The organism is Paenibacillus sp. J2R1T-4 (assembly GCF_059692235.1).
In genome coordinates, this window is sequence record NZ_JCAUBA010000002.1 from 538,375 (window position 1) to 564,412 (window position 26,038).

Consider the following 26,038-nt stretch of genomic DNA (forward strand, 5'->3'; position numbering starts at 1 on the left):
AAAAAGGTGACTCAAGGAGGGAAAACGATCCTAGATCTGGTTCGAGAGATCGAAAAAGGCAACGCTTATGCTAATGTGCATACCATAGAGCATCCGAACGGCGAGATCCGGGGACAAATCCGCAGATAATAGATTCGATGAAGACACTATCTCAAAAGGTAGTGTCTTTATACATATTTAACCCTATAAAGACATATAAAAATCCCACTTCGGTGCATTAATATTTATGTAGTTCTGTAACTCAATCTAGTCTTTGTGAGGTGATGACATGCAGTTTACGATGGCGACGAAAGTATGGAAGATTCAGCCTATTCAATGGTCAGCTGTCCAAGAAGGTGAAATGTCCAGACAATATCTTCAGATTCTTCAACGATGGGTGAAACATGCCGACAGTACGTACGAAGAATGGAATGGCAGAACGGATTGCGGGCATTTTTTTGGGGGATGTCATGGATATGGAACCGATACCTCTTTCCCTGCTGCGATCTATGCGATCTTATGCAAAATCGGTGAGTATGACGTCGGAGCTACAGGAATCTCGCGCGAGAAATTGAAAGAGCGCGCGATCAAAGCGATTCGTTATTTGGGGTTTACGCATGGTACCGGACCCGAGGACTGCGTACGGCCATTGAGTGCGAATCCAGCCAACAGCGGGCGAAAATGGGGGCATCCGGACGAAGACTTCTTCCGAGCGACGCAAACGGGACGAAGCATAGCAGGACTTTGTCTGGCTTCCCGGTTCCTGTGGGATGACCTGGATGATGAGACCAAAATCATGGTTCAGAACATCACTGCCTCTTACGCCGATCGATGGTGTGAAGAAAAGCCCAGAACAGGTACATATAACGACACCCAGGAAGAGGAGAATGCATGGACGGCCAATGGGCTTAGCGCGGCGCTGAACACGTTTCCGGAACATCCTCACCACGAAGAATGGAAAAAAGGATTTGTCAAGTGGTCCATTAATTCCATCGTTACTTATAAGGACTGTTATTTGGAAGAAACCATACTTCCAGCCCATACTCCTCGTACGACCGCAACCGAGATCCCGCCGATTCGCAACGTAACGATTCATGCTGATTTGACAACGGAGAATCATGGTTTTGTCCATCCAGATTATTTGAAGTCCGGCATCAACCTCAGGGCTATACAACTGCTTGCTGCATGGGTCGGGGGTGTAGATGCATTATCCAGCACCCTTCATAACAATGAGTTGATTTACAAGGATCTTGTATTGAAATGCATTCAAAAGGACGGCCAAGGTATTCCCGTGCAAGGACAGGACTGGTACTATGTCAAGCAACATGAATCACTGTTCACTCATGCGATCATGAATGTGGTTCATGAGAATGCGGATGCGGCCCGAATAGAGAGGGAATTGCTTCTACAGATGGACCGCTTGCAGCGTAGCCACACAACTGGATGTTTGGTCGAAGAGAATGCAGAGCAATACTGGCTTACTATATATCAAAGCTTGAAACACTTGGAGCCACTCAATGCTTGGAGCTTATTGGAGTGTTATCTACTTCATGTATTCGGCGGTAATGGTGTTCAACCAAGTGATAACGAGGAGCTTCAGCGTAGATTGGAAGGTGTGCATTATTATCCGATTGGCAGTGTAATCATTCACCGGACGAAAGGTATCTTCAATGCTTTCAATTGGCGAAGCAATGTAATGGCGGTTGTAATGCCGGAAAAGGGTATCTGGAGTATGACTCCGATGTTCACCAATTATACGGGTATCGTGGAGTTCGCTGATAAGAATGGTGTAAAAGGGTTATCGAACGAAACCCGTGTCCGATATGTAGATCGCTACAACGTTCACCCTGAGGAGAACGGCTTTGGGGCTTGTGTCTCCATCACAAGGGGGGACCGGGAAATCCAACAGGATGTCGCTTTCGTATCGCTTCCAGACGGCAGGTCGGTATATGCGGAACAGTTTCGAGCCTTGAAGCATTGTCGGATCAAACAGCTTAGAACCGGTATGATCGGGGTACGCAACGAATATTACAAAGAGTTGTCTGATGTAGCCAAAGGACACCGAACCTTGTATTTTCCCGAAGGATCATCTGTCAGCTTTAAAGGATTTTTTGGAAAAGAATTAGACGAGCTCAAGAGCTTCTCGCCGGTTCCTTACCTGAATCTCGATCATGAAATGGGGTATCATGTAATCGGATCCAACGGTATGTACTACTTGAACCGGCATGAATTTCCCAAATATACAGGTGTCGAGAACCAGTTGGTGTTGAATCATATGGAGCATTTTGAATTGCCTGAAGGCGAAACGCTGCCGCCCCTGATCGTCATCACTATGCCTAATCGAAACTTGGAAGAAACAAGAGCAGGAGTGGTGCAGACCGCAAAGCTTAAGTGCAACAAAGATGAGGCGACCATCCTTGAAACTCAAGGATATTTAGTCTATTGGCATCTTAGCGTTAGAGGACAGACCGTTACCGCTGAAAAGTCGATCGATTACAGCAGCATGATGATTCCTGTTTACGCTGGTAATAATCGGATTACGCGCTCTCACTATGAGTGGAGCGGCAGACTGGAAGCCTATCGCAGCGGATACCTTGAAGCAGACTGTGAGGTTGAGTTATTAGATCCGACCGATGATGTCTCCCTGGACGTTGCTGTGTTAATCGATCGTGTAATTATTACAAACCATTCGGAGCAGTCAGTGAGACTGAGACTCTATGAATCGACTGATCAAGACGGCCGCGTAATGGAGCTTGGACCAAGTGCTTTTGCAGTGATTGTCAAAACAGAGACCCTATAAATGGTCTGCAAATAGAAATAGACTCATAGTCTAACCAAACCTGTGACTGCATCTAATAGTGCAGTTTCTTTTTTTTGGTCTATACTTGCATGATGCAACTATATCACGCGACATATACTTGCATCATGCAACAATATAAACTGGAACAGTAAGACCCAGTGTGCAATTAAGTGAACATAACTATAAATATGTAAACAATATGCAATGACTGGTCGGAATTATGGTAGCATATGTGTAGTAGACTAGAAGATTATTCGCGGGAGCTAGTCAACAAATAGGAGGATTAGTCGATGGAACATTTAGATAAGAAGAAAGCAGCACTAACGGGTATTGACGCTGTTTATTTACCTGTAACCGATAAAGAAAAGGCTTCCGCCTGGTACGTTGAACACTTCGGACTCGTGATAGAAGGCGACCACTTACTTGCTGGAAAGCAGGAGATCTTCCTTCTCGAGTCGCGAGAGCATCGACCGCTTCGCTTCGAGACAAACGTCTGGATCAAAGAGGAGGAGCGATTCGAGATGCCTGTCATTTGTTTCCGTTCTTCTGATATCGCGCAGCATTATGAGTATGCGGTAGAGAAGCGGATCCATGTCGAGGAACTGTACGATCGGGGCTGGTTCTGGGAATTTGATTTCTATGATTGCGACGGCAATAAACTTAAAGTCTGGCAGCCGAAGGGATAGGGAACATATTGAAGGTCCCGGCCAAAGTTATACCCATAGGCAGATCATTGATAAATATGGACTACGAGCAAGGGGAGAACAGTATGTCTCCCCCTGAATGTCTGTTCGATCGAGACTACAAAGATGATCAGTTAATGCGAATCGCTTTGGACGTTTGATATGAATTCAGATGATTTATCAAGAACCCTTCTCAATACTATTGTTGCAGGCCTGCTGCTCTTTTTAAACTTCAATTTTCTTCTTATGATTCCCAAGGAATTTTGATGTTTTTCAAGGTTAGTGGGTTGAAAGAAGAATTTAGCAGAGATGCGCAGTGTTCTTTTTAGCAATAGGGCTGTTGATCGGGATGACTTGAACCTAAGCCCTTTGCGCAATACCCGTATGATATGTTTGTAAGCTTCAACATCTTCCCATGCTGGAATTAGGGCGAATAAATTCAATTCAGGATCACGGAATCCGTATAATTCGTACATGACCTTCAAATTTTCAGTATTAGAGCTAACCCCTCTAGTGTAAGCAGGATGTTCCTGATGATAGCCAACAACCTGTTTGATGCTGTGAAAAGGGATCTTCAATCGATGCAGCCGATAGCCAAGATCCCAGTCTTCGAGACCATGGTTGATAAAACGATCGTTAAACCCTCCAATACGGGTCAAATCCTTGTGTCGGATCGATACGCAGCGCGTAATAAGCAAGATCCAGGGAGCGACATCTGTTCTTCCAAATTGCTGAAGTACATTAGGAGGAATATTCGAGGGAAGTACAACTTTTGACAGTTGACCCGTTGAATGGAGTAAATCGTCTGGTGTAATGACTGGAAGGACTTGATCGGCCGTTTCATATTCCTCTTTCCATAAGTTAGACTGCGATAGCACGGAACGGAACTGTTCTTTTTCTTCTGGCGAGAAATCAGGGTGATAATGCGTATACACGTTACTCCACGAATGGGGGATGCCTGAGAGAACCGCTCTGGGGTATCGACGGTGATAACGATCTAATATATAAATAAACTCGGGCAGCACCACAAAATCAGCATCGCAAAAAATAATGTACAGTCCTTTAGCTTCACGAAGTCCCAGATTTCTAGTGAACGATCGACCGCGTTGCTCTGGATTGAATAAATAAGTAAGCGTGTAAGATGCTCCATATCCTTCAACCACTTCACGGGTGCTATCTGTAGAGCCATCATCTACTACGATGACTTCAAAAAGATGCTTTGGAAAAGATTGTGTTTCAAATGAAACCAGCGTAAGTAAAAGTTGTTGGGCCCGATTATGGCTTGGAATGATAACACTATAGCGGACAGCCACTACAATCTCCCCTTTCTTCCTCAGATGTGGATCCTCACTGTTTAGGCGTTATGCCATTGTATTCGATAGATCAAAGCTTGTTTAGTTAAATACCCAAACGAAGAAAATTAATTTTTAATTTCATTTCAGTTAATCCCGGACCTATTTCTGCAGGTTTTTTCGAAGCCAGAACTTTCTGAAATACAGGAGTTCTTTTGGCTTCTTTTTATTTGCTTTTTATGAAAAAGGAATTTCCATAATCTATAGCTTGCCAATATAACATGTACCTGCTACTATTGGTTTAAGGTTCGAACATTATACCATTAATAAATTGTTGAAAATGAATTTGGAGGCAAGGCAGATGGTATCTTCTTATTTCGCTCGCTTCAAGCAGGTAACACCCAAACGTGTGAGTGATTTTATCTTGGAACAACTCGAAGAAGCGATCATCCTTAAAGAGGTGTTGCCGGAAGAGCAATTACCGCCCGAAAGGGAATTGGCAACCTTATTTAAAGCCAGTCGTCTTGCTGTCAGGGAAGCGATTGCAGAACTCGAACAAAAGGGACTAATTGAAAGACGTCTTGGAGCGAAAGGCGGAACCTTTGTTTTACCGCTTACGGCCAAAATCCATCAGCGTACAAAACAGCAAATTGCTGAGAATTGGACGCAAACGAAAGAAATGCTGGAGTATCGTTCAATTGTTGAACCGGAAGCGGCTAGATTGGCTGCAGCACGGATCACACCGGAGCATCTTGCTTATATCAGCGAACTTGTTGAAAAAAGCAGCGGGGAAAATTGCACCAGGGAAATGTTTCGCTCGCTAGACGTGAAGTTCCACCTGGAAATTGCCCAAGCGTCTGGTAATTCTTATTTTGAAAGCGCTGTTAGACTCGTTCGCACAAAAATCAATCCCGGTCTCGATTTGATGCCTTACAATCGAGAAACTCAGCTGGCAAGCTGCGAACTGCATCAAAAGCTGCTTGAAGCTCTTGCTGTACGTGATGGAGACAAAGCAAGCAATACAATGAGAATGCACGTCAATAAAACTTTGGCGGCACTCAGTCAGTTCGTGGAATAAATGAAGCAAGTAGGAGGTGACAACATGAAAACAGCAGAGCGACTACCCCAAATAGGCGTGGTAGGGTACTACATTTCGGAGGAGGAAGCGGTTGGCGGGCATATTCGCGGCATTCCAAGACAAGCCTTTTCATTGTTTAGCTATGATATGATTCAAGCGGTTTTTCAATCTGGAGCAACTCCAATCCCGCTCCCTGTAGTAGATAAGGATAAAATAAGTCAGCAGTTGGATACTATAGACGGACTTGTTTTTTCTGGCGGCGAAGATGTGGATCCACGGTTGTACGGGGAAGCGTTGCAGCCAAGCTCGCACCGAATTGATCCCGTCCGCGACAAATACGAAATGGAATTGATGGAAATAGCACTCGAAAGAAATATTCCAATTCTCTGCATTTGTCGGGGTATGCAGCTTCTGAATGTATTTTGCGGGGGAACGTTACATGCCGATATCGGTGAAATAGCGGACGATATGTTGAATCATTGGGAGACTAAAGAACCTTGGAGATCGGTTCACCCAGTACAAATGAAAGCTGACCATTTTGCAAGCGCTGTCTTGGGAGGAACTCATATTGAGGTCAACAGCATTCATCATCAATCTGTTAAACAATTAGGGGATGGACTGGAAGTAGTAGGTCAATCCACCGATCATATTGTTGAAGTTATCGCCATGAAAGGCAGGAGCAATGTACTTGCTTTGCAGTGGCATCCAGAAATGATTGCAAAGCAAGACGATTCAGGACTGCGTCCGTTTAAGTGGCTCAATCAATTGGCCATTACGACAAAGAAAGAGCAGAAAGAAGCAGCAGTAAGGGAAAATTAAAAGATTAGCTGTTCAAACTTAAGGAGGGGTCTACATGTTGGCTAAAAAATCATGGATCAAAATCTCCGCTGCTACAATTCTTTCCGGTATGCTGGTAATCTCCGGCTGCGGCGAAGCAACGACAAAAGCACCCGATACAAAGGCTGCTGATAACAAAGCTGCTGAAGCGCCAAAAAAATTGATTGTAACCTCATTCGGCGGGGATTATGAGACCGCTCAGAAGGAATACTTAATTAAGCCATTCGAAAAAGAATTCAATGCTAAAGTAGAAGTCGTCACTTTATATTCTGCTGATGCTTTAGTTCGTATGCGTGCAGAGAAAAATGCGCCTACATTGGATGTCGTGCAATTCTCCGGCGGTCAGGAAGTACAAGCTGCCAAAGAAGGGTTGATCCTGCCAGTTGATGAGAAAATCCTCACGAATTCAAAGGATCTTTATAAAACCGCATTAAACAAAAGCGGCTATGGACCGAGCATTGCCTTTGACGCTTTAGGAATTATCTATAATGAGAAAAAAATTACGACAGCACCAACATCGTGGAATGACTTGTGGAAACCGGAATACAAAGGACATGTCGGACTTGTCGATCTCACAAATACGTTCGGCCTGCAATTCGCCGTTATGAACGCGAAACTGGCCGGCAGTAACGAAAGTAACATGGATCCGGGATTTGAGAAAATCAAAACGCTTCTGCCAAACGTAGCTGCAATTGTAGCCTCAACTCCAGATGTAGGGAATCTATTTGCCCAGGAAGAAGCTTGGATTGCCGCCTATGATTCCGGGTACGCTTTTAACTTCCGTAAAAAAGGGCAGCCGATAAAATTCGTAGTCCCTAAAGAAGGAGCTATGGCTACCTTTATTAACGCACAGGTTGTAAAAGGAAGCAAAAACGCAGACTTGGCTCAACAATTCATAAACTACGCTTTAAGACCGGAAGTTCAAAAAGCGTTTGCAGAGCAAACCGGATTTGCCCCATCGAATAAAAACGTTAAGCTTTCCGACGAATTAGCAGCTGTTATGCCTTATGGCGAAGCTGCCGTGAACAGCTTAGTGCCGCTTGACTGGGAAGTTGTCGGCGCGAACCGTAACGCTTGGACAGCGCAATGGAACAAATTGATCAGCAAATAATCCGGTTGAACCAAAAGAGGTAACGGTAATTATGCCAATACTCGTTATCTCTTTTTCTAAAACTAGGGAAAGGACGTATCCTTTATGTTACGACGTTTGTCTCCACAGTGGATATTAATGGCGCCCGGCTTGCTGATACTAATCTTTTTCTTTTTGCTGCCAGTGGGACAACTGCTGCTATTCAGCTTTTTTCATACCACTGCCGACGGGATGATGGAGAAGACCTTCGTTTTAGAACAATACTTTGCCTTTTTTAAGGATCCTCATTATTTGCTAATTCTTTGGCGTACATTAGTTATGGGCTTCTTCGTCAGTGTCATATGCTTGATTCTCGGTTATTGTCTTGCTTATGGAGTAGCTCGTTCCGATCCCAAACACAAATATTTGCTCCTGCTTCTTATCGCATTGCCCTTATTGACAAGCGCTGTCATACGAAATTTTGGATGGATCGTCATTTTAGGCCGAAAAGGACTAATAAACCAATTGTTAATGAACATTGGTTTGATTGATAAACCGATTGAGTTGCTATACACCTCTACTGGTGTCGTTATTGCGATGGTTCACGTGCTGCTGCCGTTCATGGTATTGGTGCTGTACAGCGTATTGGAAGGCATGGATCGGAATTTGGAATCTGCAGCGGCTAACATAGGAGCGTCTCCATTCAAGGTATTCTGGTTCATAACATTGCCGCTTTCTTTACCAGGTATTGTCGCAGGTACGCTTCTAGTATTCTCGATTTCCATCAGCTTCTATATAACACCTGCTTTGATTGGTGGACCCAGGGTGCAAGTCATGGCGACCGAGATCTACAATCAAACAATGCATTTGATGAATTGGCCGTATGCTTCCGCACTTGCCGTTATCCTCCTTGTTACCGTGTTCCTGATAACTAGCTTGTATAACCGGGTGCTCAGCCGCAGTTCTACGCAGGGAGCTGGTATATGATGAAGAAACGTTTTTCCTTTCTAAGCATAGTCAACTTGTTGATCTATCTGTTTATTGTGGCTCCTCTCGTTGTCGTGGTGATTACCTCTTTTGGCGAGAGCGCCTATCTGGTGTTTCCTCCAAAAGGATTTACATTTCACTGGTACATTGAAGTTCTGACCAGTGGCCGGTATGCCAAGCCTTTCTGGAACAGTATATGGATAGCCGTTACAACAACCGCTGTTGCATTGCCAATCGGAACGTTCATCGCTTTGGCTTTTAAGAAATACGAGTTCCGTTCCAAAGAATTGATGCGTTCGTTATTTTTGTCTCCATTGCTTGTACCGACACTGTTGTTTGGGATCGGGTTGTTGATTTTTTACAGTAATTTGGGAATCAGTAGTTATTTCTTCCGCTTGGTAATGGCACATATTATTCTTACGATTCCTTATGTTGTAAGGACAATGAGTGCGGGATTTGCCCGTCTGGATCGATCGGTGGAAGAAGCTTCCTTAATTCTGGGGGCAACCCCATGGCAGACGCTTCGGCTCGTTACGATTCCACTCGTACGCCCTGCATTGATGGCAAGCGCTTTCTTCGCCTTCATCATGTCGTTCGATGAGTTGGTTATGGCTCTGTTCCTAACTGGGCCAGGAATGATTACCTTGCCGATGCTCATTTACTCGGACATTCAGTTTAACATGACTCCGGCTATTGCTGCCGTATCTTCTATCATCATTCTCGGTACAGTAATCATTGGTCTGATAGGGATGAGCATGCTTAAACGAAATAAGATTTTATAGTGGGGAGGTCCCTTTATGAGCGAATTGCGTTTACGCGAACTTAGAAAGCAATATGGCAGCAATGTCATTGTAGAAAATTTGGATTTGACTGTACAGAGCGGGGAGATGGTGTCCCTCTTAGGTCCAAGCGGATGCGGAAAAACGACCACTCTTCGGATGATTGCCGGACTTCTGGAGCCGACTAGCGGTACGATTCATTTGGCGGATAGAGAATTGACGCGAGTAGCGCCTTACAAACGTAATGTAGGCTTGGTGTTTCAGAACTATGCTTTATTCCCGCACATGACCTTATTTGACAATGTTGCGTTCGGACTGCGCCGTCACGGTACTCCGAAGCATGAAATAAAGGAACGTGTGCTGCAAGCTCTGCAATCGGTACAATTGGGAGGCTTGGAGCAGCGGATGCCTGCCCAACTTTCGGGTGGCCAGCAGCAGCGGGTTGCACTTGCCCGTACGCTTGTACTGCGTCCACCGCTTGTACTATTCGACGAGCCGCTTAGTAATCTGGATGCGAAATTGCGTCAAATGCTCCGGATCGAAATTCGCCAACTGCAAAAACAGATCGGATTTACTGCTATATTTGTCACCCATGATCAAGAGGAAGCAATGGTATTATCCGATAGAATCGCTGTCATGAATAAAGGACATATCGTACAGCTGGATACTCCTGAGAGGGTGTACAGCCGTCCGAATGATTCCTTTGTGGCTGACTTTGTTGGTGACTCCAATTTGCTCCCGGTGAAAGAACTCAAGGCGGAGAACGGTCGTGCTGCTATTACGTTAGCGGGAGGGCAGAGCATAAAAGCCGCCTATGTTGTAAGTACAACTGAGAACGTGACGGCGATGATTCGTCCGGAGGCGGTACGGCTATTCGCATCCCATGATACGGCAAATGTCCAAATCGATCGGGACAACCAAAATCAAATAGCTGGCACCGTGCTTTATGTCCACTATACGGGTTCTTCCTATTTGATCGGATTGCAGGTGGAAGGGTTTGAAAAACCTTTCCTTGTAAAAACGCCTATGCACGGAGAAGCGAATATTTCCGTACGCGAAGGCGACAGTGTTCACGCTGTGTGGCAGATCAGTAACACGTTAGTTTTTTAGTCCCTACTTACAATGCAAGTTTTGTTCTACAAAACTTTTAGGAGGAAACAGAAAATGACTGATCATAAAGCAATGGTTATCGCACAAGGAACGGATGCTTCTACAATGGATCCTTATGCGCATTCGGAAACAACAACAGCCAATATATTACTGCAAGTATATGACGGTCTTGTCCGACGCAGTCCTTCAATGGAGATCGAGCCATGGTTAGCGGAAAGCTGGGAAGTCATAGCCGATACGATTATTGAATTCCGTTTGCGTCCGGGCGTTGCGTTCCATAATGGAGAACTATTTAATGCGGATACGGTAAAATTCTCACTTGAACGTATGGTCGATCCTCGTAGGGAGCCCAAATTCCCTCCGTATGGACGCTTTAATTCCATCGATCACGTCGATATTATCGACGATTTGACGGTACGTGTGGTGACGAACCGTCCGGATCCTAACTTGCTCGCGCAGCTTACCGGGTTGATGATGATCCCGCCGCAATATATAGCCGAGCGAGGGGAAGAGCATTTCAGCCGCGTTCCGAATGGAACAGGTCCTTTCAAGTTCGTCAGCTGGGACAAGCCCAATGGGATCGTGGAACTAACCGCAAACAACGATTATTGGCACGGAAGTCCCTCCGTGCAGAAGTTGACCTTTAGAGCCGTACCTGAAGGGAACGACCGAGTACAAGGCTTACATGACGGCACGATTCATTTGGCCGCCAACTTCCCTCCGCTAAAGCGTGCCCAGGTAGAGGCCGATCCGGGGTTATCGGTTGTCGGAACTCCAAGTGTAGGCGTTATTTATATGGGGATCAATACCCATCACCCGATTCTTAGCAATAAGCTGTTGAGACAGGCTATGGCTCATGCCATCAATGTTCGCGAGTTGATTCAAAAAGAACTCAGCGGCTGTGGCGCTCCTCTTGCTGGTCCTGTATATCCGCAAGCTTTTGGGGTAGATCCCAGTATCTCGCCTATCCCATATGATTTGGAACTAGCCAAGCAATTAATGATAGAAGCTGGCTATCCGGATGGGGTAGACGTGAAGTTGGAAGTTCCAGACGGCAGGTTCACGCAAGACAAGGAAATCGGTCTGCTTATTGGGCAGCAATTAGCTAAAATCGGTATTCGATTGCACGTGGATATTCAAGCTTGGCCGCAATTCATCAGTCGGTTCCGCAATCATCAATACGATCAAATGTATTATGTAGGGTGGGGCAATTCGACCTTTGATCCGGATGAAGTATACCGTAACGCATATATCGCTCCGAACCCATGGAATCCGACGGACTTCCATCATGACGATATGGCAAGCATGGTTATCGAAGCAAGTAATATTCTGGATAGTCAACGCCGGAAAGAATTGTACCGTATGGCGTGTCTCATCTTCCGCGACGAACTGCCTTGGATTCCGTTATTCCAGCAATTCGATTTATACGGTCTAAGCAAAAAGTGGAACTGGCAAGCTCGAATGGACGAATACATTTACGTCTGCGACGTTACAGCAGCAGAATAATCCGTTGGAGGGAAACATAATGGCAGCAGCAATTCAGGATGTCGGAAAGATGTACATTGGCGGAGAATGGGTAGAAGCCGCATCGGGCAAAACGCGGGAGATTGTGAACCCGGCTACGGGTGAAGGGATTGCCGTCGTTACCGAAGGCGGGTTGGAAGATGTACAACGCGCGATTCAAGTGGCTCGTCATACGTTTGATGAAACAGGTTGGAGAGATACATCGTCCCGAGAAAGAGCAAGACTGTTATTTGCCTTAGCCGATCGAATTGAAGAGCATGCGGATGAACTTGCTAGAATAGAGACACTGAATAACGGAAAGCCCCTTGCCGAAGCGGAATCCGACGTATCCAGTGCAGTCAGCTGCTTTCGCTATTACGCCGGATTGATTACAAAACCTCACGGACAAACCTATGAGGTTCCTTACCCCATCCAAGCAATGGTGGTAAGAGAACCGGTCGGGGTGTGCGGTCAAATTGTACCGTGGAATTTCCCGCTTATGATGGCGGCCTGGAAATTGGCACCTTGCCTCGGAGCCGGGAACGTAACGGTATTCAAACCTTCCGAACTGACACCGTTAACCGCTATTCGTTTGTTTCAGCTTATAGAGGGGGTCGGTTTTCCCAAAGGAGTTGCCAACCTTGTGCTCGGCGACGGGAAAACGGTCGGCGCGGAACTTGCAGCCAGCCATTTGGTGGACAAGATTGCCTTTACTGGCGGTACGGATACCGGGCGCAGTGTGATGAGGGCTGCAGCAGGCAACATCAAGAAGGTATCTTTGGAGCTTGGCGGCAAATCGCCGAATATTGTGTTTGCTGATGCGGACCCTTCCATTGTAGCCGAATATGTCATGTATGGTATCTATATAGGCTCGGGGCAAGTTTGTTCATCAGGTTCCCGCTTATTAATCCAAGACGAAATCTATGAAGCATTTATGAAAGAATTGGTGGAAAGAACGAACCTGATTCGGGTAGGCAACGGGATGGAGAGCGGTACAGAAATGGGCCCGCTTGTGTCGCGGACGCATATGGAAAAGGTATTATCGTATATCGAAATCGGCCGTCAGGAAGGGGCAACTATTGCAGCCGGAGGCAGACGGATGATGGATGGGGATTATGCAAAAGGCAACTTTGTGGAACCAACGATCCTTACCGATACTAAACCCGACATGCGTGTCGTGCAAGAGGAAATTTTCGGACCTGTGCTTGTCGTACAGCGGTTTAAAGATGAGGAAGAAGCGATTCGTTTAGCCAACGGCACGGTATTCGGATTGGCGGGGGCGGTGTTTACCAATGATGCCAGCCGCTCGTTGCGGGTTGCTAGAAAAGTGCGTTCTGGTATTCTTTGGGTCAATACGTATCATCCTACGTATAATGAGGCGCCATGGGGTGGCTTTAAACAGAGCGGACTCGGCCGGGAACTAGGTACATTCGGCTTGGACGAATACACGGAAGTCAAGCAAATCAACGTCAATATGGAGCTTAAGCCCTTGGGATTCTACAAAGGTAAAGGGGAATAGGAGAAATGGACAACCAGACTAAATCAAGATTCGTTTCCATACAAACTTCCGTTCCAGGTCCGAAATCGGCCGTATTGCTGGAAAGAAGGACTAAGGTCGTTCCGAAAGGAGTCGGCAACAACACTCCGATTTTTGTGGAAAAAGCGGAAGGCGCGCTGCTGTACGATGTTGATGGTAATGTGTTTTTGGATTTTGCCGGGGCGATCGGTACGATTAATGCTGGTCATTGCCCTCCGGAAGTGGTACGAGCGATTCAAAAACAAGCCGAGCAGTATATTCATACTTGCTTTCATGTAGCGATGTATGAGCCTTATGTGGAATTAGCAGAGAAACTGGCACAGCTAACACCGGGGCAATTCCCCAAAAAAGCGATGTTCCTTAACAGCGGTGCAGAAGCGGTGGAGAATGCAGTCAAGATCGCCCGGAAATTTACGGGCAGATCCGGAATCGTTTCTTTCTCGCGCGGGTTTCATGGACGTACGCTCCTTGGGATGTCCTTGACCAGTAAAGTGAAACCTTATAAATTTGAAATGGGCCCATTTGCTCCTGCCACATATAAAGCACAATTTCCTTACCCTCTGCATCGTCCGGAAGGGATGACAGAAACTGACTATGCGTTGTTTTGCGTGCGCCAGTTCGAGGACTTTCTATACACCGAGGTGGCACCGGAAGAAATTGCTGCAGTCATTATGGAGCCAGTTCAAGGCGAAGGGGGATTTATCGTTCCTCCAAAACTTTTTGTTGATGGTATTTTTAACATATGTAAAAAACATGGCATCTTGTTTATTGCCGATGAAATTCAGACCGGGTTCGGCCGAACGGGCGAGATGTTCGCATCCACTCATTTCGGGATCGAACCGGATTTGATCACGATGTCCAAATCAATTGCAGCCGGGTTGCCGATCAGCGCAGTCGTCGGAAGAGCAGACGTTATGGATGCCCCGAGCCCAGGTGAAATTGGCGGAACATATGGCGGAAGCCCTCTTGGATGCGCGGCGGCGCTCGCAGTCATCGAGCTGATGGAACGGGATAACTTGGTGGAACGTTCTCGCGTGATCGGAGAAAAGATCAAGACTTTCTTTCATTCCTTACAACAAGAAGTTCAACTGATTGCAGACGTCCGCGGACTCGGGGCCATGTGCGCAGTGGAATTTATTCATCCCGATACTAAACTGCCAGCTAAAGAATTTGTTGCCCAATTAACGAGAGCCTGTTACCAATCCGGCGTCATTGTGTTATCTGCCGGGGTTCACGGCAATATTCTTCGTTTCCTGACTCCGCTTGTCATTACGGATGAACAGTTGCAAGAAGGGCTCGCCATTATCGGCAATGTAACCAAATCGATGGCTTCGGCTAAATAAAGAACGGGGGAGACCTGTGAAAAAACATTTGTACATCAACGGTCAATGGAAAGAGACAGCTTCTTATATGAAGTTGTTTTCTCCGTTTACGGGTGAAATGATTGCTGAGGTCGCGCAAGCAGATGAATCCGATACGGATGAAGCCATTCAGGCTGCAAAGGCAGCTGCAGCTGTGATGGCGGCCATGCCGGCTCATCAACGTTCCGCTATTCTTGATAAAGTCTCTTCTCTGATGGAAGATCGTGCAGAGGAAATGGCGCATATTCTGGCACTGGAAGCGGCCAAGCCGATTAAAACCGCTAGGGGTGAAATCGCCCGGACGATCCAAACCTATAAATTTGCAGCTATGGAAGCGTGCCGAATTCATGGAGAAACAGTACCCTTGGATGCGGCACCCGGCGGGGAAGGGCGAATCGCTTTTACTTTGCGTAAGCCAGTCGGTGTAGTTGGAGCGATAACTCCGTTTAACTTTCCTTTTAATTTGGTGGCTCACAAGGTCGGTCCGGCGATAGCGGCGGGAAATACAATTGTGTTGAAGCCAGCCAGCCAAACGCCGCTTTCCGCTATCGCTCTTGCGGATCTATTCGCGGAAGCGGGACTACCCGCAGGAGCACTCAATATCATTCCCGGAAAAGGCTCTATTGTAGGAGAGAAACTCGTCAGGGACCCCCGTGTTGCTGCGGTTACTTTCACAGGCAGCCCGGAAGTCGGAATTGCTATGAAAAACAAAGCCGGTTTAAAACGCGTTACCCTTGAACTTGGCTCCAACTCTGGCTTGATTATCGATGAAACGGTGGAAGTTACGCAAGAATTGATTGACCGCTGTGTTCAGGGCGCTTTCTCTTTCAGCGGTCAAGTATGTATTTCGATCCAACGTATTCTCGTTCACGCGAGTAAATATAAAGAATTTTCCGAGCGCTTCAAGGGAGCCACGGAGAAGCTCGTGGTCGGTAATCCGCTATCGGAACAAACCGATCTGTCTGCGATGATATCTAACAAGGAAGCCGAGCGGATGCAGGAATGGGTTAACAGCGCCGTTACCCAGGGGGCTGTTGTACTCACAGGAGGGACAACCATTTCGCCAGGTGTGTTTCCACCGACCATATTAACGAACGTGCCATCACAAGAACCGGTATCCTGTCAGGAAGTGTTCGGTCCGCTTGTTACCCTATCCAGTTTTGATACTTTGGACGAGGCCATTAATGCCGTTAATGATTCCCGCTACGGCTTGCAGGCAGGTATTTACACCAATAATATCAAAGCCGCGATGCGTGCTGCGGAGCAACTCGAGGTCGGCGGAGTGATAATCAACGATTTTCCAACCTTCAGAGTCGATAACATGCCTTACGGAGGTATAAAGGAGAGCGGCTTCGGCCGAGAAGGCATCAAATATGCTGTAGAAGAAATGACGGAGTTAAAACTGATCGTCATCAAATTGTAGAGACTATTCTGGTATCAATTGAAAGGATGAGCGATTTGGCCTCAAATACAAGTATTGTTATTCGACTCGAGCTGGCCAAAACGCCAAGTTCTTTTGCAGAAATTGCTGGTGTAATCGGCCAAGCCGGCGGCGATATTATTGCGGTTGATATGATTCACGCCGGTAAAGAATCCACGACAAGGGACATTACAGTGAATCTGATGGGTGTTCCGGCAGAGGACATAACCGTTGCGATCCGGAATTTGCCCGGTGTAACGTTGGTCAACGTTTCCGACCCTACATTCCTAGCCCATCTCGGCGGAAAAATTGAGATGCAGCCCAAAATGCCGATCAAAACACGTGAAGATCTGTCCAAAGTATATACACCTGGTGTAGCGAGAGTCTGTATGGCGATCCATGACAATCCAGCAAGTGCATTCTCGCTAACTATCAAGCGAAATACAGTAGCCGTGGTCTCCGACGGTACGGCCGTTCTGGGCCTTGGAGATATCGGTCCCGAGGCGGCCATGCCGGTTATGGAAGGAAAGGCGATGCTCTTCAAACAGCTTGCCGGAGTCGATGCATTCCCGCTATGCCTGGCCTCCAAGGATACGGAGGAAATCATACGAACGGTCAAACTGCTTTCTCCGGCCTTCGGAGGCATCAATCTTGAGGATATTTCTTCACCACGATGTTTCGAGATTGAGGAGAGACTGAAGAGGGAGCTCGATATCCCTGTATTCCACGATGATCAGCATGGTACCGCCGTCGTACTTCTGGCGGGTCTACTTAACGCGTTGAAGATCGTTGGCAAATCAACCTCGCAAATCCGCGTTGTTGTTACGGGTATTGGTGCCGCAGGTGTATCCATTGTCAAAATGCTGCTTGCTGCAGGTGTAAAGGATCTGATCGCAGTGGACCGCGAAGGTGCCTTATGCCGTACCAACAATTATTCGAATTCGATGTGGTCCTGGATAGCGGAGAGAACCAACCCGGAATTAAAACAAGGACAACTGTCTGATGTGATCTCAGGTGCTGACGTATTCATCGGTGTTTCCCGTAAAGGGGTGTTGAAGATCCAGGATATTAAGCGGATGGCCAACGACCCGATTGTATTCGCTATGGCTAACCCTGAGCCGGAGATTGAGCCAGAGCTGGCTGAACCTCATGTAAGGGTACTTGCCACAGGACGCAGTGATTATCCGAACCAGATCAATAATGTGCTCTGCTTCCCAGGTATATTTCGCGGGGCATTGGATTGCAGAGCCACCACAATTAATGAGGAAATGAAACTGAAAGCAGCTTGGGCGATCGCATCAGTAGTCAGCGACAATGAATTAACAGATCAGTATATAATTCCGAGTATATTCAACGATAAGGTCGTTCCATCTGTTCGTAAAGCTGTTATTCAAGCTGCAATAGATACGAATGTAGCTCGGAGAATACCTCCTGAGTTTCGTAAAGAGAACTAGAACTTATATGCTTTACATTCTAATCCGCGCCTAGCGCGGTTTTTTCATTTTGCGCGCCTATTATTGTCGGGAGACAAGAACCTTACCCTATTCGTTATCGATCACATAAGCTAAAATGGGTTAGTACTCAAATAAATTGTGATGGGGGATCCAACACATCAAAAGCAAAGGAGCATAATGATGAATAAACACGCATCGGGATTTCAACACACTGCAGCATTTGCTGAGAAGAAAGTTACCTGGTTAGAACTATTTTATGATCTACTTTTTGTAGCGGCTGTTTCAAAGGCGAGTCATGTCTTGTTACATGTCGAAGATGGCTCAATTCCAGTAGAATACTTAACGAAATTCGTCCTGATATTTGTTCCGATCTGGTGGGCTTGGGTAGGGCAATCGCTCTTTGTTAATCGGTTTGGACAAGATATCATTTCTCACCGAATATTTCTGATTCTACAATTATTTTTTGTATTAATAATGACGGCAAGCCTATCCGTTGATTTTGATCAATACTATATTCCATTCTTAGTAGGCTATGTCGGTTTAAGAGCTATGACTGCCATTCAATATATTACAGTATATAAGATAGAAGAAGAAGCAAGTAGAAAGATCACTGCCCGTTATTTGGGGAGTCGCTTTTGGATTGGTTTGGTGATATCTTCTTCATCATTATTCTTTGACTCGTGGATTCGTTATGTAGTTTTGTATGCGGGAATTACTGTAGACATATTGCTTCCATTAATTGGTCGGAAATACTTGGTGAAAACCCCAATAAATACTCACCATTTATTAGAACGCTTCTCACTGTTTACACTTATTCTTCTTGGCGAAGCAGTTATCAGTATACTAACAGTATTACAGTCCAGCTACTGGACGTGGCAATCTATTATATTTGCGTCAATAACTTTTTTATTAATTATTGCTATGTGGTGGCAATATTTTGATAATGTCGAAAAGAAAGTGAACAAAACAATAGAGACTGCAGGGCAAACTATAATTTATGGTCATTTATTCATTTATTTATCCATGTGTATGATCGCAGCTTCGATTCAATTGTTATTTTTGGAACAATTAAATTACTTATTTATGTTAAGCTTTATTTTTGGATCTGTATTGCTTTACTTTTTTTCAACATCGTTGGTCTTCCATAAATATAGACATCTACATCTAAGATTGGGGATATCTCATTTAGCGTTATTATTAGGCTTACTTGGAGTTTTTTTTACAGTGGATTTGTTTTTCTTAATACCAAATTACATAATTATTGGAGAAGTGATGGTGTTCTTTGTTGTATATGCTAAATTAACGAGTTGAGAAAATAAACGTGTAGGTTATTACGTAATCGTTGTAAGTAAACATCGCCAACTTTTAGGCGGTGTTTTTTTATATTCGATATGTTAGCAACAATGAGTTAACATAACTAAATATATGTAAACATTATTGAATAATTTGTATAAATCTGCTGTCAAGTTGTGTATCAACTCCTCCAAAAGTAACAGGAAAAATTTGCATCTTCAGTCGCTAATGCTGGATAGAATACTTGGCGTGCTTTAGGTACCCGGATGCAATTTGTGCAAGGAAGACCTATTTATACCATGTTCGGGAAGGAGTGGAATAAGATTAGGAGAATATTGTTTTCTCATCAGCTGTGTCAGAAAGAAAGGAGGTGAACTAGATCACTACAATACTGGAAGAAATCATTTATGAAGGCGGTTATGAAATCGTCAATGCATTCGTTACGACTGATCAATGGGTCAGACCAGGAAAGCGTATTATTCCCCTAGGCGGGGTCATTCATTGGACCGGCAATATCGGGAATGGGGCAAATGCATGGGCTAATCGCAATTATTTTGAATCATTGAAAGATACATACGCTTCGGCGCACACAATTGGCGACTGCCAAACGATTGTTGCTGCGCTTCCGTTCCAGCTTGATGAAGCTGAGATGGCTTATCACGTTGGTGCTAAGTCTTACCGCACATCGCACTTTGGAACATATCCGAACAACTGTACACTCGGCCATGAGATGTGTGTGAATGCGGATGGCAATTTCCGCGAATCGTACAAACGGGCTGTGTGGGTGATGGCCTATTGGTGCTATTTGTATGGATGGGATGCCACATGTAACGTAATGCGCCATTATGATGTGACAGGTAAGCCTTGCCCGCTCCCGTTTGTAGATCAGGTCTTTGATGACCAGCTATGTGCTGGTATCGGTTTTACAGGGGCGCAGACGGCATGGATCCGGGAAAATCTGCACATCGACGGTTTACAAGGCGAGCCATTATGGGTTGCGTACTTATCGGATATCGCCGATTTGACTGAGATATTAAGAGAAGGAGGGCTGCCGATGCTTCAACAGCTCGCTCAAAGAATGGATGAGCTACATACCAAAAATTGTGAATTGGAGAACCGTGTTCAACAATTGGAGATGGGTCTTCGTTTAGCTCAAATACCCGAGTGGGCGGCAGAAGGCGTTCAATGTGCCCTTAATAAAGGGTTGATCGATACCCCAGACGGGGGCTCACACGACTTCTATCGGACACTAACGATCATGTACAGAAGCGGAATGCTTACTAAAGAGTAATTTGTGCTTCTCATAAGGAGGTAGACAATCAAGTTTATGGCTCACTTACAACGGAGTGGGAGCAACGCGGATTTACTGGATGCGCCTTATGCGAGCAATTCGGACTATCTGCAGGACGAACTGAGACGTCTTGACCTTATCCTCCACATCCAAGTTCTTCGCTGTTCGGGACAATTCCCGGAGCATCCGTTGGATCCGTTTAGAGGAATTGTGCTTTCTGAGGAAGCTGTCCTAAACTTGTTCGCAGAGCCTGATAACTCCTCTTCGGGACCGTTCGAAGTAAGCACGCGTGAAAGGCGTATTAGAGATTTAACCGAACAATTGGAACTACTTCAACCCATTATCCAACAGAGAAGGGCAATCAGTTTGCTTCATAGTACTTCTCTTGCGCTTCCCCAACTATCAGAACGATTTCAGCTAACCGACTTGGAAGAGCAAATCGTACTCCTTTGCCTGGCTCCTGAGATGAACTCCAAGTATGAAAAAATTTATGCCTACTTGCAGGACGACGTGACGAGGCACAAACCGAGCGTGGGTTTAATTATGAACCTGCTCAAGTCCTCCATTTCCGATCCTATGCTTGTGCGTAAAGCTTTTCATCCTCAGTCAGGACTGATCACACACCAAGTATTGCGATTCACCGAATCGGAATCCTCCTTGAACTTACTCACGCGCCCTCTCCATTTGGACTCGCAAATCATTCATTTCTTGTTAGGACATCAGCAATTGGACCCGAGACTGAACCGCGCAGCACACATTATCTTCCCACCGGCCGATTTCATATCGAGTGCTGATGAAGAACAGACAAACCGTGTAAGAAGCTTGATCAAAATCCAGATGAACACAACCGGGAGGTTGAAGCAAAAGCTTGTATTTGGTTTGACCGGTCCTGAAGGAGCCGGTAAGCAAAGCTTGGCCGAATCGGTATGCAGGGATCTCGGGATTCCTTTGATCATAGGGGATATCGCTAAGATCCTTCACCACCCCCTTACTTTCCCGGAAGCTTTAATTCTGTTGTGCAGGGAGGCGCGACTTCATTCTGCGGCGTTATGTTTGAAGCATATAGATTCCTTGTTTGCCCAGGAAGACAAATACAGGATCGAAATCGACTGCTTCCAAGAGCGGAGTCGCAGCTTTCCGCCGCTTTCCTTTATGCTCGGCGAGGAATCGCAGATTCCTCTGGACGTTGCTAAGCAAAGCTTTTATATCCCAGTGCCATTTAGTCATACTGATTCATTGAGCCGTCATCATGCATGGGAACGGTTATCCGAACCGTACTGCTTCGAGGAGTCGATTGATTTGGTGTCGTTGGCGGAGAAATTCCGTTTCACGCCCGGCCGTATTCAGAATGCGCTTCATATGGCCCAATCGTATGCTCTCTGGCGTAACCCGGAAGAGGGGAGAATTGGAAGAGAAGATATTCAACGAGCCTGTTATGCTCAAACGAACCACAAATTGCGGTTACTGGCCAACAAGCTGGAGCCCGATAGCACATGGAACGATCTTATTCTACCCAAGGACCAAAAAAAGCAGTTGAAGGAATTGATCGATCAGGTTAAATTACGGCGCACGGTCTTTGGGGATTGGGGATTTGAGCGAAAGCTGCCCCGAGGCAAGGGGTTAAACATCTTGCTGCATGGTCCGCCCGGTACCGGCAAAACAACTGCAGCTGAAGTGATTGCAAAGGAACTAGAGCTGGAGATTTATCGGATCGATCTATCGCAAGTAGTAAGCAAGTACATCGGGGAGACGGAAAAAAACCTGCATAAAGTTTTTCGCGAGGCCCAGGACAGCTACGCTATATTGTTCTTTGATGAAGCTGACGCATTGTTCGGGAAACGCACCGAGGTGAAGGATGCTCATGACCGTCATGCCAATACGGAGATAGCTTACTTGCTCCATAAAATGGAAGAGTATAACGGTGTTACAATCCTGGCGACCAATCTGTATAACAACCTGGATGAAGCTTTTATTCGGCGGATGCAGTTCAGCATTGAGCTCGCTTTACCGGATGAAGAGCACCGCTATGAGATCTGGCGCTCCATGTTCCCTGCGGAGGCTCCGCTTGCTGACAACATCGATTGGCATTTTTTGGCCCGAAGCTTCAAATTGTCCGGAGGACATATCAAAAATGCCGTGGTATCAGCTGCTTTTCTTGCCGCGGAACAGTCGGAAGCGATCGGCATGAAGCATTTGATTCGCGCAGTCGCGAGAGAAATGGACAAAATTGGTAAAATTAGCTCGAAAGATCAATTTGGGCCTTATTTCGAATTATTGTCCTAACGCAATAGAAAGGAGGTTTGGGAATTGGCAGGAGATACGGTTATTGCTGACGCAGGCTCAACACTGCTCAAGCTGTTGCAAGAGCAAATGGTGGACATGATCAACCCAAGCTCCATCGGGCTTCAGTCGCCGGCGGAACTGACCGGACCGAATACCAGACTTACATTATTTTTGTACAGTATTATGGAGAATCCGTTTATGAGCAACCAGGAATCGCGTTCTTGGGGTACTGGGCAGCTGCAAGCTCCACCGCTCGTCCTGGATCTTTACTTTATGCTCACTGCTCATTCTTCGGTGCTGGACTTGACCGAGCGCACCTTGGAAGAGCATCGGATTCTGGGCAGGGCGATGAAGGTGATGTACGATCATTCCATCATCGAGGGTCCGGATTTGCAAGGAGGATTGACAGCAGGTGATGAGAAGCTGCGGATTAAGTTGAATTCCTTGTCATTATCGGAGTTGTCCGAGATTTGGAGCTCGTTCTCTGATCATAATCTCAAGCCTTCTGTGTGTTACGTAGTATCCCCGGTATCAATCGAATCAGAGCGTATTTCGGATGCCAATCGGGTAACACAACGAATACTGACTTTAGACCCGATCAAGCCAGGATCATAACAGTGAGGCAATTAAGGATGGAATATCAACATACATAAGGGAGGAACTAAAATGCCGGAATACTTATCGCCCGGAGTTTATGTCGAGGAAATCGAGATCGGTGGAAAACCTGTCGAGGGTGTATCAACGAGCACAGTTGGCTTCTTGGGCCAAACCGAACGAGGGCCTTCGACGCCAAGACTTGTAACAAGCTGGCTCGATTACCAAAGGGTGTTTGGCGGTTACTTTGGCACAGGTCAACATTTGCCCTATGCTGTGCAAGGCTTCTTCGATAATGGAGGACAACGGTGCTATATTGGCAGCATTGTAAAGGCAAGCGCAACTAAAGCTGAACTGAAGCTAGCGCATGATGATGATGATGATGCTCTCACCTTGGAAGCGATAGGCGAGGGTGCTTGGGGGAACCGGATTGCTGCAAAGGTTTCATTGGGATCGCTTAGCGGATTTAAAATTAGTCTTTTCTACTGGAAACAGACGGTTACTACTCTTTTTGATCCTGAGTCAAACACCAAAACGCAACCTCGTCCTGCAGTTACAGAATCCTTCGATAATCTTTCTTTAGATGCAGGATCTCCGGATTTCTATGCAAAAAGAATGAACGGAATTTCCCATCTTGTTACGATTTCTCAAAAAACGGGGGATACAGGAACTCTGCCGAAGGTTAGCGCTGTAGCGTCATTAACGGGAGGGAAGGATTCCGGAGACGCTGCTACTACGCTAGTACTTAACGATTACACTAGGACGGATTCGGATGTTCCCGGAAGTCGGAAGAGCTTAACCGGATTTGCCGAAATTGATGAAATCTCAATCGTATATGCCCCGAACTCCAATGCTGTTGATGGGTTGACAGGAGCGCTAATCACACATTGCGAGAACTTAAAGGATCGGTTCGCCATTATAGATTCACCACCAAATACCGCAAGCCTTGATTCCCTTAAGCCTCGCGATTCCAATGAAACCAAATACGCTGCGTTCTATTATCCATGGATCAAGGTGGTCGATCCGGAAAGCGGTATGCTTCGTACGGTCCCTCCGGGAGGCCATATGGCCGGCATCTACGCACGGACAGACGTGGAGCGCGGGGTTCACAAAGCACCTGCCAACGAGGTTGTTCGCGGTGCGGTTGATCTGGAATTCCAGATTATGAAACGTGAACAGGATCTGCTTAATCCGCGAGGAGTTAATGTTATCCGGGCGTTTCCTGGACGTGGGATTCGCGTATGGGGTGCGCGCACCTTATCGAGCGATGCTTCCTGGAAATATATCAATGTCCGCCGACTGTTTATTTTCCTGGAAGAGTCAATTGATGAAGGCACGCAGTGGGTCGTCTTTGAACCGAACGATGAGAAGCTGTGGGCAAGAGTGAAACGTACGATCAATGAATTTTTGACCCGGGTATGGCGGGATGGTGCTCTTATGGGGACCAAGCCGGAAGAGGCATTCTTTGTAAAGGTAGATCGTACTACTATGACCCAGGACGACATTGATAATGGACGGCTGATTGTATTGATTGGCGTCGCTCCAGTGAAGCCAGCTGAATTCGTCGTCTTCCGTATTGCGCAGGTAGCGGGCGGTTCGGATGGAAGCGGAGCTTAATTAATCATTCATAAGGAGGCCTATACTATGGCAACAGGACAGCGGAAAGACCCTTTTCGGAATTTTCGGTTTAGAGTGGAGATCGATGGAATCCAACAGGCTGGGTTCAGCGATGTTTCAGGCTTTGATTCTACGATCGATGTAATTGAATACAGGGAGGGCAATGAACCCACTCATGCACGCAAGCTCCCCGGTTTAACCAAATACGGCAACATTAGCTTGAAATGGGGTATCACGGACTCCATGGAAATTTATAATTGGCATAAAGAAGTGGCTGGCGGCAATGTACTCCGTAAAAATATATCGATTGTGGTCGTGGATGAGGCCGGCAATGATAAAGCCCGTTGGGATTTTGTCAATGCATGGCCTAGCAAATACGATGCTCCCGATCTCAGTGCGAAGGGCAACGATATTGCAGTCGAATCGCTGGAAATCGTCCATGAGGGCATGGCACGCGTAAGCTGACAACTAAGACAACACTTCCTTTTGGGTGTCTAACTAATGATTGCTGGAGGATGAAGGAATGAGTTTTGTAACCGAATACGAATTTACACTGCCAAAAGGTTATGTTGACAAGCATGGGAGTCTGCATCGTGAAGGTGTAATGCGTCTGGCAACTGCAGCTGATGAGATTTTACCGCTGAAAGACCCTAGGGTGCAGCAAAATCCTGCCTACTTAACGATCATCCTGTTGTCCCGAGTCATTACGAAGCTGGGGGATTTGCAGACGATAAATCCTGGAGTTGTGGAGGGGCTATTCTCAGGAGACTTGGCCTTTCTGCAGCTGTTTTACCGGCAAATCAATGAAACCGGGTTGCCAAGCGTGGATGCGGAATGTCCGCGATGTGATCATAAATTTGCCGTAGAGGTGAGCGGATTGGGGGAAGTCTAAGCGGTTACCCCCTTGACAAGCTTTATGAGGAGGTAGCCTTCATTGCTTATTACTTTCACTGGCCGCATCAAGAAATTATGTCGTTGGAGCATCGGGAAAGGGCTAGATGGTGCGAGGAAATCTCGTCCATCAACCGCAAGGTTAACAAGGAGCCGGATAATGTGTTCAAGCTCTAGGGA

22 protein-coding genes and 1 pseudogene are annotated in these 26,038 nt (G+C 46.2%); 22 read left to right on the forward strand and 1 reads right to left on the reverse strand.

The window, feature by feature from the left end; translation table 11 throughout:
* Positions 1-18 precede the first annotated feature (18 nt).
* From AC58QD_RS06085 to AC58QD_RS06095, 3 genes and pseudogenes are all read left to right on the forward strand, one after another.
* A pseudogene (locus AC58QD_RS06085) lies at positions 19-129 on the forward strand (CHRD domain-containing protein); the annotation flags it as partial.
* A 139-nt stretch (positions 130-268) separates the two neighbouring features.
* Positions 269-2,779: a hypothetical protein gene (locus tag AC58QD_RS06090; protein WP_497331069.1), complete on the forward strand. Its 2,511-nt coding sequence runs from the start codon at positions 269-271 to the stop codon at positions 2,777-2,779.
* Between the two features lie 290 nt (positions 2,780-3,069).
* On the forward strand, positions 3,070-3,465 hold the full coding sequence (locus AC58QD_RS06095) for a VOC family protein (protein ID WP_497331071.1): 396 nt from the start codon (positions 3,070-3,072) through the stop codon (positions 3,463-3,465).
* 131 nt (positions 3,466-3,596) lie between these two features.
* Here the strand turns inward: AC58QD_RS06095 and AC58QD_RS06100 are convergent, their stop codons facing one another.
* Positions 3,597-4,775, reverse strand: a complete 1,179-nt coding sequence (locus AC58QD_RS06100) for a glycosyltransferase (protein WP_497331073.1) — start codon at positions 4,773-4,775, stop codon at positions 3,597-3,599.
* Positions 4,776-5,115: 340 nt separating this feature from the next.
* Between AC58QD_RS06100 and AC58QD_RS06105 the strand changes: the two genes are divergently transcribed.
* The 19 genes from AC58QD_RS06105 to AC58QD_RS06195 all read left to right on the forward strand — a co-directional run bounded on the left by AC58QD_RS06105 (position 5,116) and on the right by AC58QD_RS06195 (position 26,035).
* Entirely contained in the window at positions 5,116-5,832 is a 717-nt protein-coding gene (locus AC58QD_RS06105; RefSeq protein ID WP_497331075.1) for a FadR/GntR family transcriptional regulator, read from the forward strand.
* Between the two features lie 24 nt (positions 5,833-5,856).
* Positions 5,857-6,651 (forward strand): gamma-glutamyl-gamma-aminobutyrate hydrolase family protein, encoded by a 795-nt coding sequence (locus AC58QD_RS06110; protein ID WP_497331077.1) that lies wholly within the window; start codon positions 5,857-5,859, stop codon positions 6,649-6,651.
* A gap of 34 nt (positions 6,652-6,685) precedes the next feature.
* Entirely contained in the window at positions 6,686-7,780 is a 1,095-nt protein-coding gene (locus AC58QD_RS06115) for an ABC transporter substrate-binding protein (protein ID WP_497331079.1), read from the forward strand.
* A gap of 84 nt (positions 7,781-7,864) precedes the next feature.
* Complete coding sequence (locus tag AC58QD_RS06120; protein WP_497331081.1) at positions 7,865-8,725, forward strand: ABC transporter permease; 861 nt, start codon at positions 7,865-7,867, stop codon at positions 8,723-8,725.
* On the forward strand, positions 8,722-9,507 hold the full coding sequence (locus tag AC58QD_RS06125) for an ABC transporter permease (RefSeq protein WP_497331083.1): 786 nt from the start codon (positions 8,722-8,724) through the stop codon (positions 9,505-9,507). The genes AC58QD_RS06120 and AC58QD_RS06125 overlap by 4 nt, the downstream gene beginning before the upstream one ends.
* A 15-nt stretch (positions 9,508-9,522) precedes the next feature.
* A complete protein-coding gene (locus AC58QD_RS06130; RefSeq protein WP_497331085.1) occupies positions 9,523-10,614 on the forward strand; it encodes an ABC transporter ATP-binding protein in 1,092 nt (363 codons plus the stop codon).
* Between the two features lie 54 nt (positions 10,615-10,668).
* Positions 10,669-12,120, forward strand: coding sequence for an ABC transporter substrate-binding protein (locus tag AC58QD_RS06135; protein WP_497331087.1), 1,452 nt, complete (start codon positions 10,669-10,671; stop codon positions 12,118-12,120).
* Between the two features lie 19 nt (positions 12,121-12,139).
* Positions 12,140-13,636: an aldehyde dehydrogenase family protein gene (locus tag AC58QD_RS06140; RefSeq protein WP_497331089.1), complete on the forward strand. Its 1,497-nt coding sequence runs from the start codon at positions 12,140-12,142 to the stop codon at positions 13,634-13,636.
* A gap of 5 nt (positions 13,637-13,641) precedes the next feature.
* Complete coding sequence (gene gabT / locus AC58QD_RS06145) at positions 13,642-14,997, forward strand: 4-aminobutyrate--2-oxoglutarate transaminase (protein ID WP_497331091.1); 1,356 nt, start codon at positions 13,642-13,644, stop codon at positions 14,995-14,997.
* Positions 14,998-15,013: 16 nt separating this feature from the next.
* Complete coding sequence (locus tag AC58QD_RS06150; protein WP_497331093.1) at positions 15,014-16,438, forward strand: aldehyde dehydrogenase family protein; 1,425 nt, start codon at positions 15,014-15,016, stop codon at positions 16,436-16,438.
* A 26-nt stretch (positions 16,439-16,464) separates the two neighbouring features.
* Positions 16,465-17,889: an NAD-dependent malic enzyme gene (locus AC58QD_RS06155; RefSeq protein WP_497331095.1), complete on the forward strand. Its 1,425-nt coding sequence runs from the start codon at positions 16,465-16,467 to the stop codon at positions 17,887-17,889.
* 180 nt (positions 17,890-18,069) lie between these two features.
* Positions 18,070-19,200 (forward strand): low temperature requirement protein A, encoded by a 1,131-nt coding sequence (locus AC58QD_RS06160; protein ID WP_497331097.1) that lies wholly within the window; start codon positions 18,070-18,072, stop codon positions 19,198-19,200.
* 478 nt (positions 19,201-19,678) lie between these two features.
* Entirely contained in the window at positions 19,679-20,473 is a 795-nt protein-coding gene (locus tag AC58QD_RS06165; protein ID WP_497331405.1) for a peptidoglycan recognition protein family protein, read from the forward strand.
* Between the two features lie 36 nt (positions 20,474-20,509).
* Positions 20,510-22,756, forward strand: a complete 2,247-nt coding sequence (locus tag AC58QD_RS06170; protein ID WP_497331099.1) for an ATP-binding protein — start codon at positions 20,510-20,512, stop codon at positions 22,754-22,756.
* 24 nt (positions 22,757-22,780) lie between these two features.
* Positions 22,781-23,371 carry a Pvc16 family protein gene (locus tag AC58QD_RS06175; RefSeq protein ID WP_497331101.1) on the forward strand — a complete coding sequence of 197 codons (591 nt, stop codon included), beginning with the start codon at positions 22,781-22,783 and terminating at the stop codon, positions 23,369-23,371.
* Positions 23,372-23,422: 51 nt separating this feature from the next.
* Positions 23,423-24,967, forward strand: a complete 1,545-nt coding sequence (locus AC58QD_RS06180; RefSeq protein WP_497331103.1) for a phage tail sheath family protein — start codon at positions 23,423-23,425, stop codon at positions 24,965-24,967.
* 27 nt (positions 24,968-24,994) lie between these two features.
* Positions 24,995-25,432 (forward strand): phage tail protein, encoded by a 438-nt coding sequence (locus AC58QD_RS06185; protein WP_497331105.1) that lies wholly within the window; start codon positions 24,995-24,997, stop codon positions 25,430-25,432.
* Between the two features lie 58 nt (positions 25,433-25,490).
* A complete protein-coding gene (locus tag AC58QD_RS06190; protein ID WP_497331107.1) occupies positions 25,491-25,859 on the forward strand; it encodes a phage tail assembly protein in 369 nt (122 codons plus the stop codon).
* Complete coding sequence (locus tag AC58QD_RS06195) at positions 25,844-26,035, forward strand: DUF6760 family protein (RefSeq protein WP_497331407.1); 192 nt, start codon at positions 25,844-25,846, stop codon at positions 26,033-26,035. The genes AC58QD_RS06190 and AC58QD_RS06195 overlap by 16 nt, the downstream gene beginning before the upstream one ends.
* Positions 26,036-26,038: the final 3 nt, after the last annotated feature.

Coding starts and splice junctions, on each gene's coding strand:
- AC58QD_RS06120 (WP_497331081.1), top strand. CDS start 7,865: ATGTTACGACGTTTGTCTCCACAGTGGATATTAATGGCGCCCGGCTTG.
- AC58QD_RS06095 (WP_497331071.1), top strand. CDS start 3,070: ATGGAACATTTAGATAAGAAGAAAGCAGCACTAACGGGTATTGACGCT.
- gabT (WP_497331091.1), top strand. CDS start 13,642: ATGGACAACCAGACTAAATCAAGATTCGTTTCCATACAAACTTCCGTT.
- AC58QD_RS06180 (WP_497331103.1), top strand. CDS start 23,423: ATGCCGGAATACTTATCGCCCGGAGTTTATGTCGAGGAAATCGAGATC.
- AC58QD_RS06105 (WP_497331075.1), top strand. CDS start 5,116: ATGGTATCTTCTTATTTCGCTCGCTTCAAGCAGGTAACACCCAAACGT.
- AC58QD_RS06170 (WP_497331099.1), top strand. CDS start 20,510: ATGGCTCACTTACAACGGAGTGGGAGCAACGCGGATTTACTGGATGCG.
- AC58QD_RS06135 (WP_497331087.1), top strand. CDS start 10,669: ATGACTGATCATAAAGCAATGGTTATCGCACAAGGAACGGATGCTTCT.
- AC58QD_RS06185 (WP_497331105.1), top strand. CDS start 24,995: ATGGCAACAGGACAGCGGAAAGACCCTTTTCGGAATTTTCGGTTTAGA.
- AC58QD_RS06155 (WP_497331095.1), top strand. CDS start 16,465: ATGAGCGATTTGGCCTCAAATACAAGTATTGTTATTCGACTCGAGCTG.
- AC58QD_RS06090 (WP_497331069.1), top strand. CDS start 269: ATGCAGTTTACGATGGCGACGAAAGTATGGAAGATTCAGCCTATTCAA.
- AC58QD_RS06115 (WP_497331079.1), top strand. CDS start 6,686: ATGTTGGCTAAAAAATCATGGATCAAAATCTCCGCTGCTACAATTCTT.
- AC58QD_RS06190 (WP_497331107.1), top strand. CDS start 25,491: ATGAGTTTTGTAACCGAATACGAATTTACACTGCCAAAAGGTTATGTT.
- AC58QD_RS06110 (WP_497331077.1), top strand. CDS start 5,857: ATGAAAACAGCAGAGCGACTACCCCAAATAGGCGTGGTAGGGTACTAC.
- AC58QD_RS06125 (WP_497331083.1), top strand. CDS start 8,722: ATGATGAAGAAACGTTTTTCCTTTCTAAGCATAGTCAACTTGTTGATC.
- AC58QD_RS06130 (WP_497331085.1), top strand. CDS start 9,523: ATGAGCGAATTGCGTTTACGCGAACTTAGAAAGCAATATGGCAGCAAT.
- AC58QD_RS06160 (WP_497331097.1), top strand. CDS start 18,070: ATGAATAAACACGCATCGGGATTTCAACACACTGCAGCATTTGCTGAG.
- AC58QD_RS06140 (WP_497331089.1), top strand. CDS start 12,140: ATGGCAGCAGCAATTCAGGATGTCGGAAAGATGTACATTGGCGGAGAA.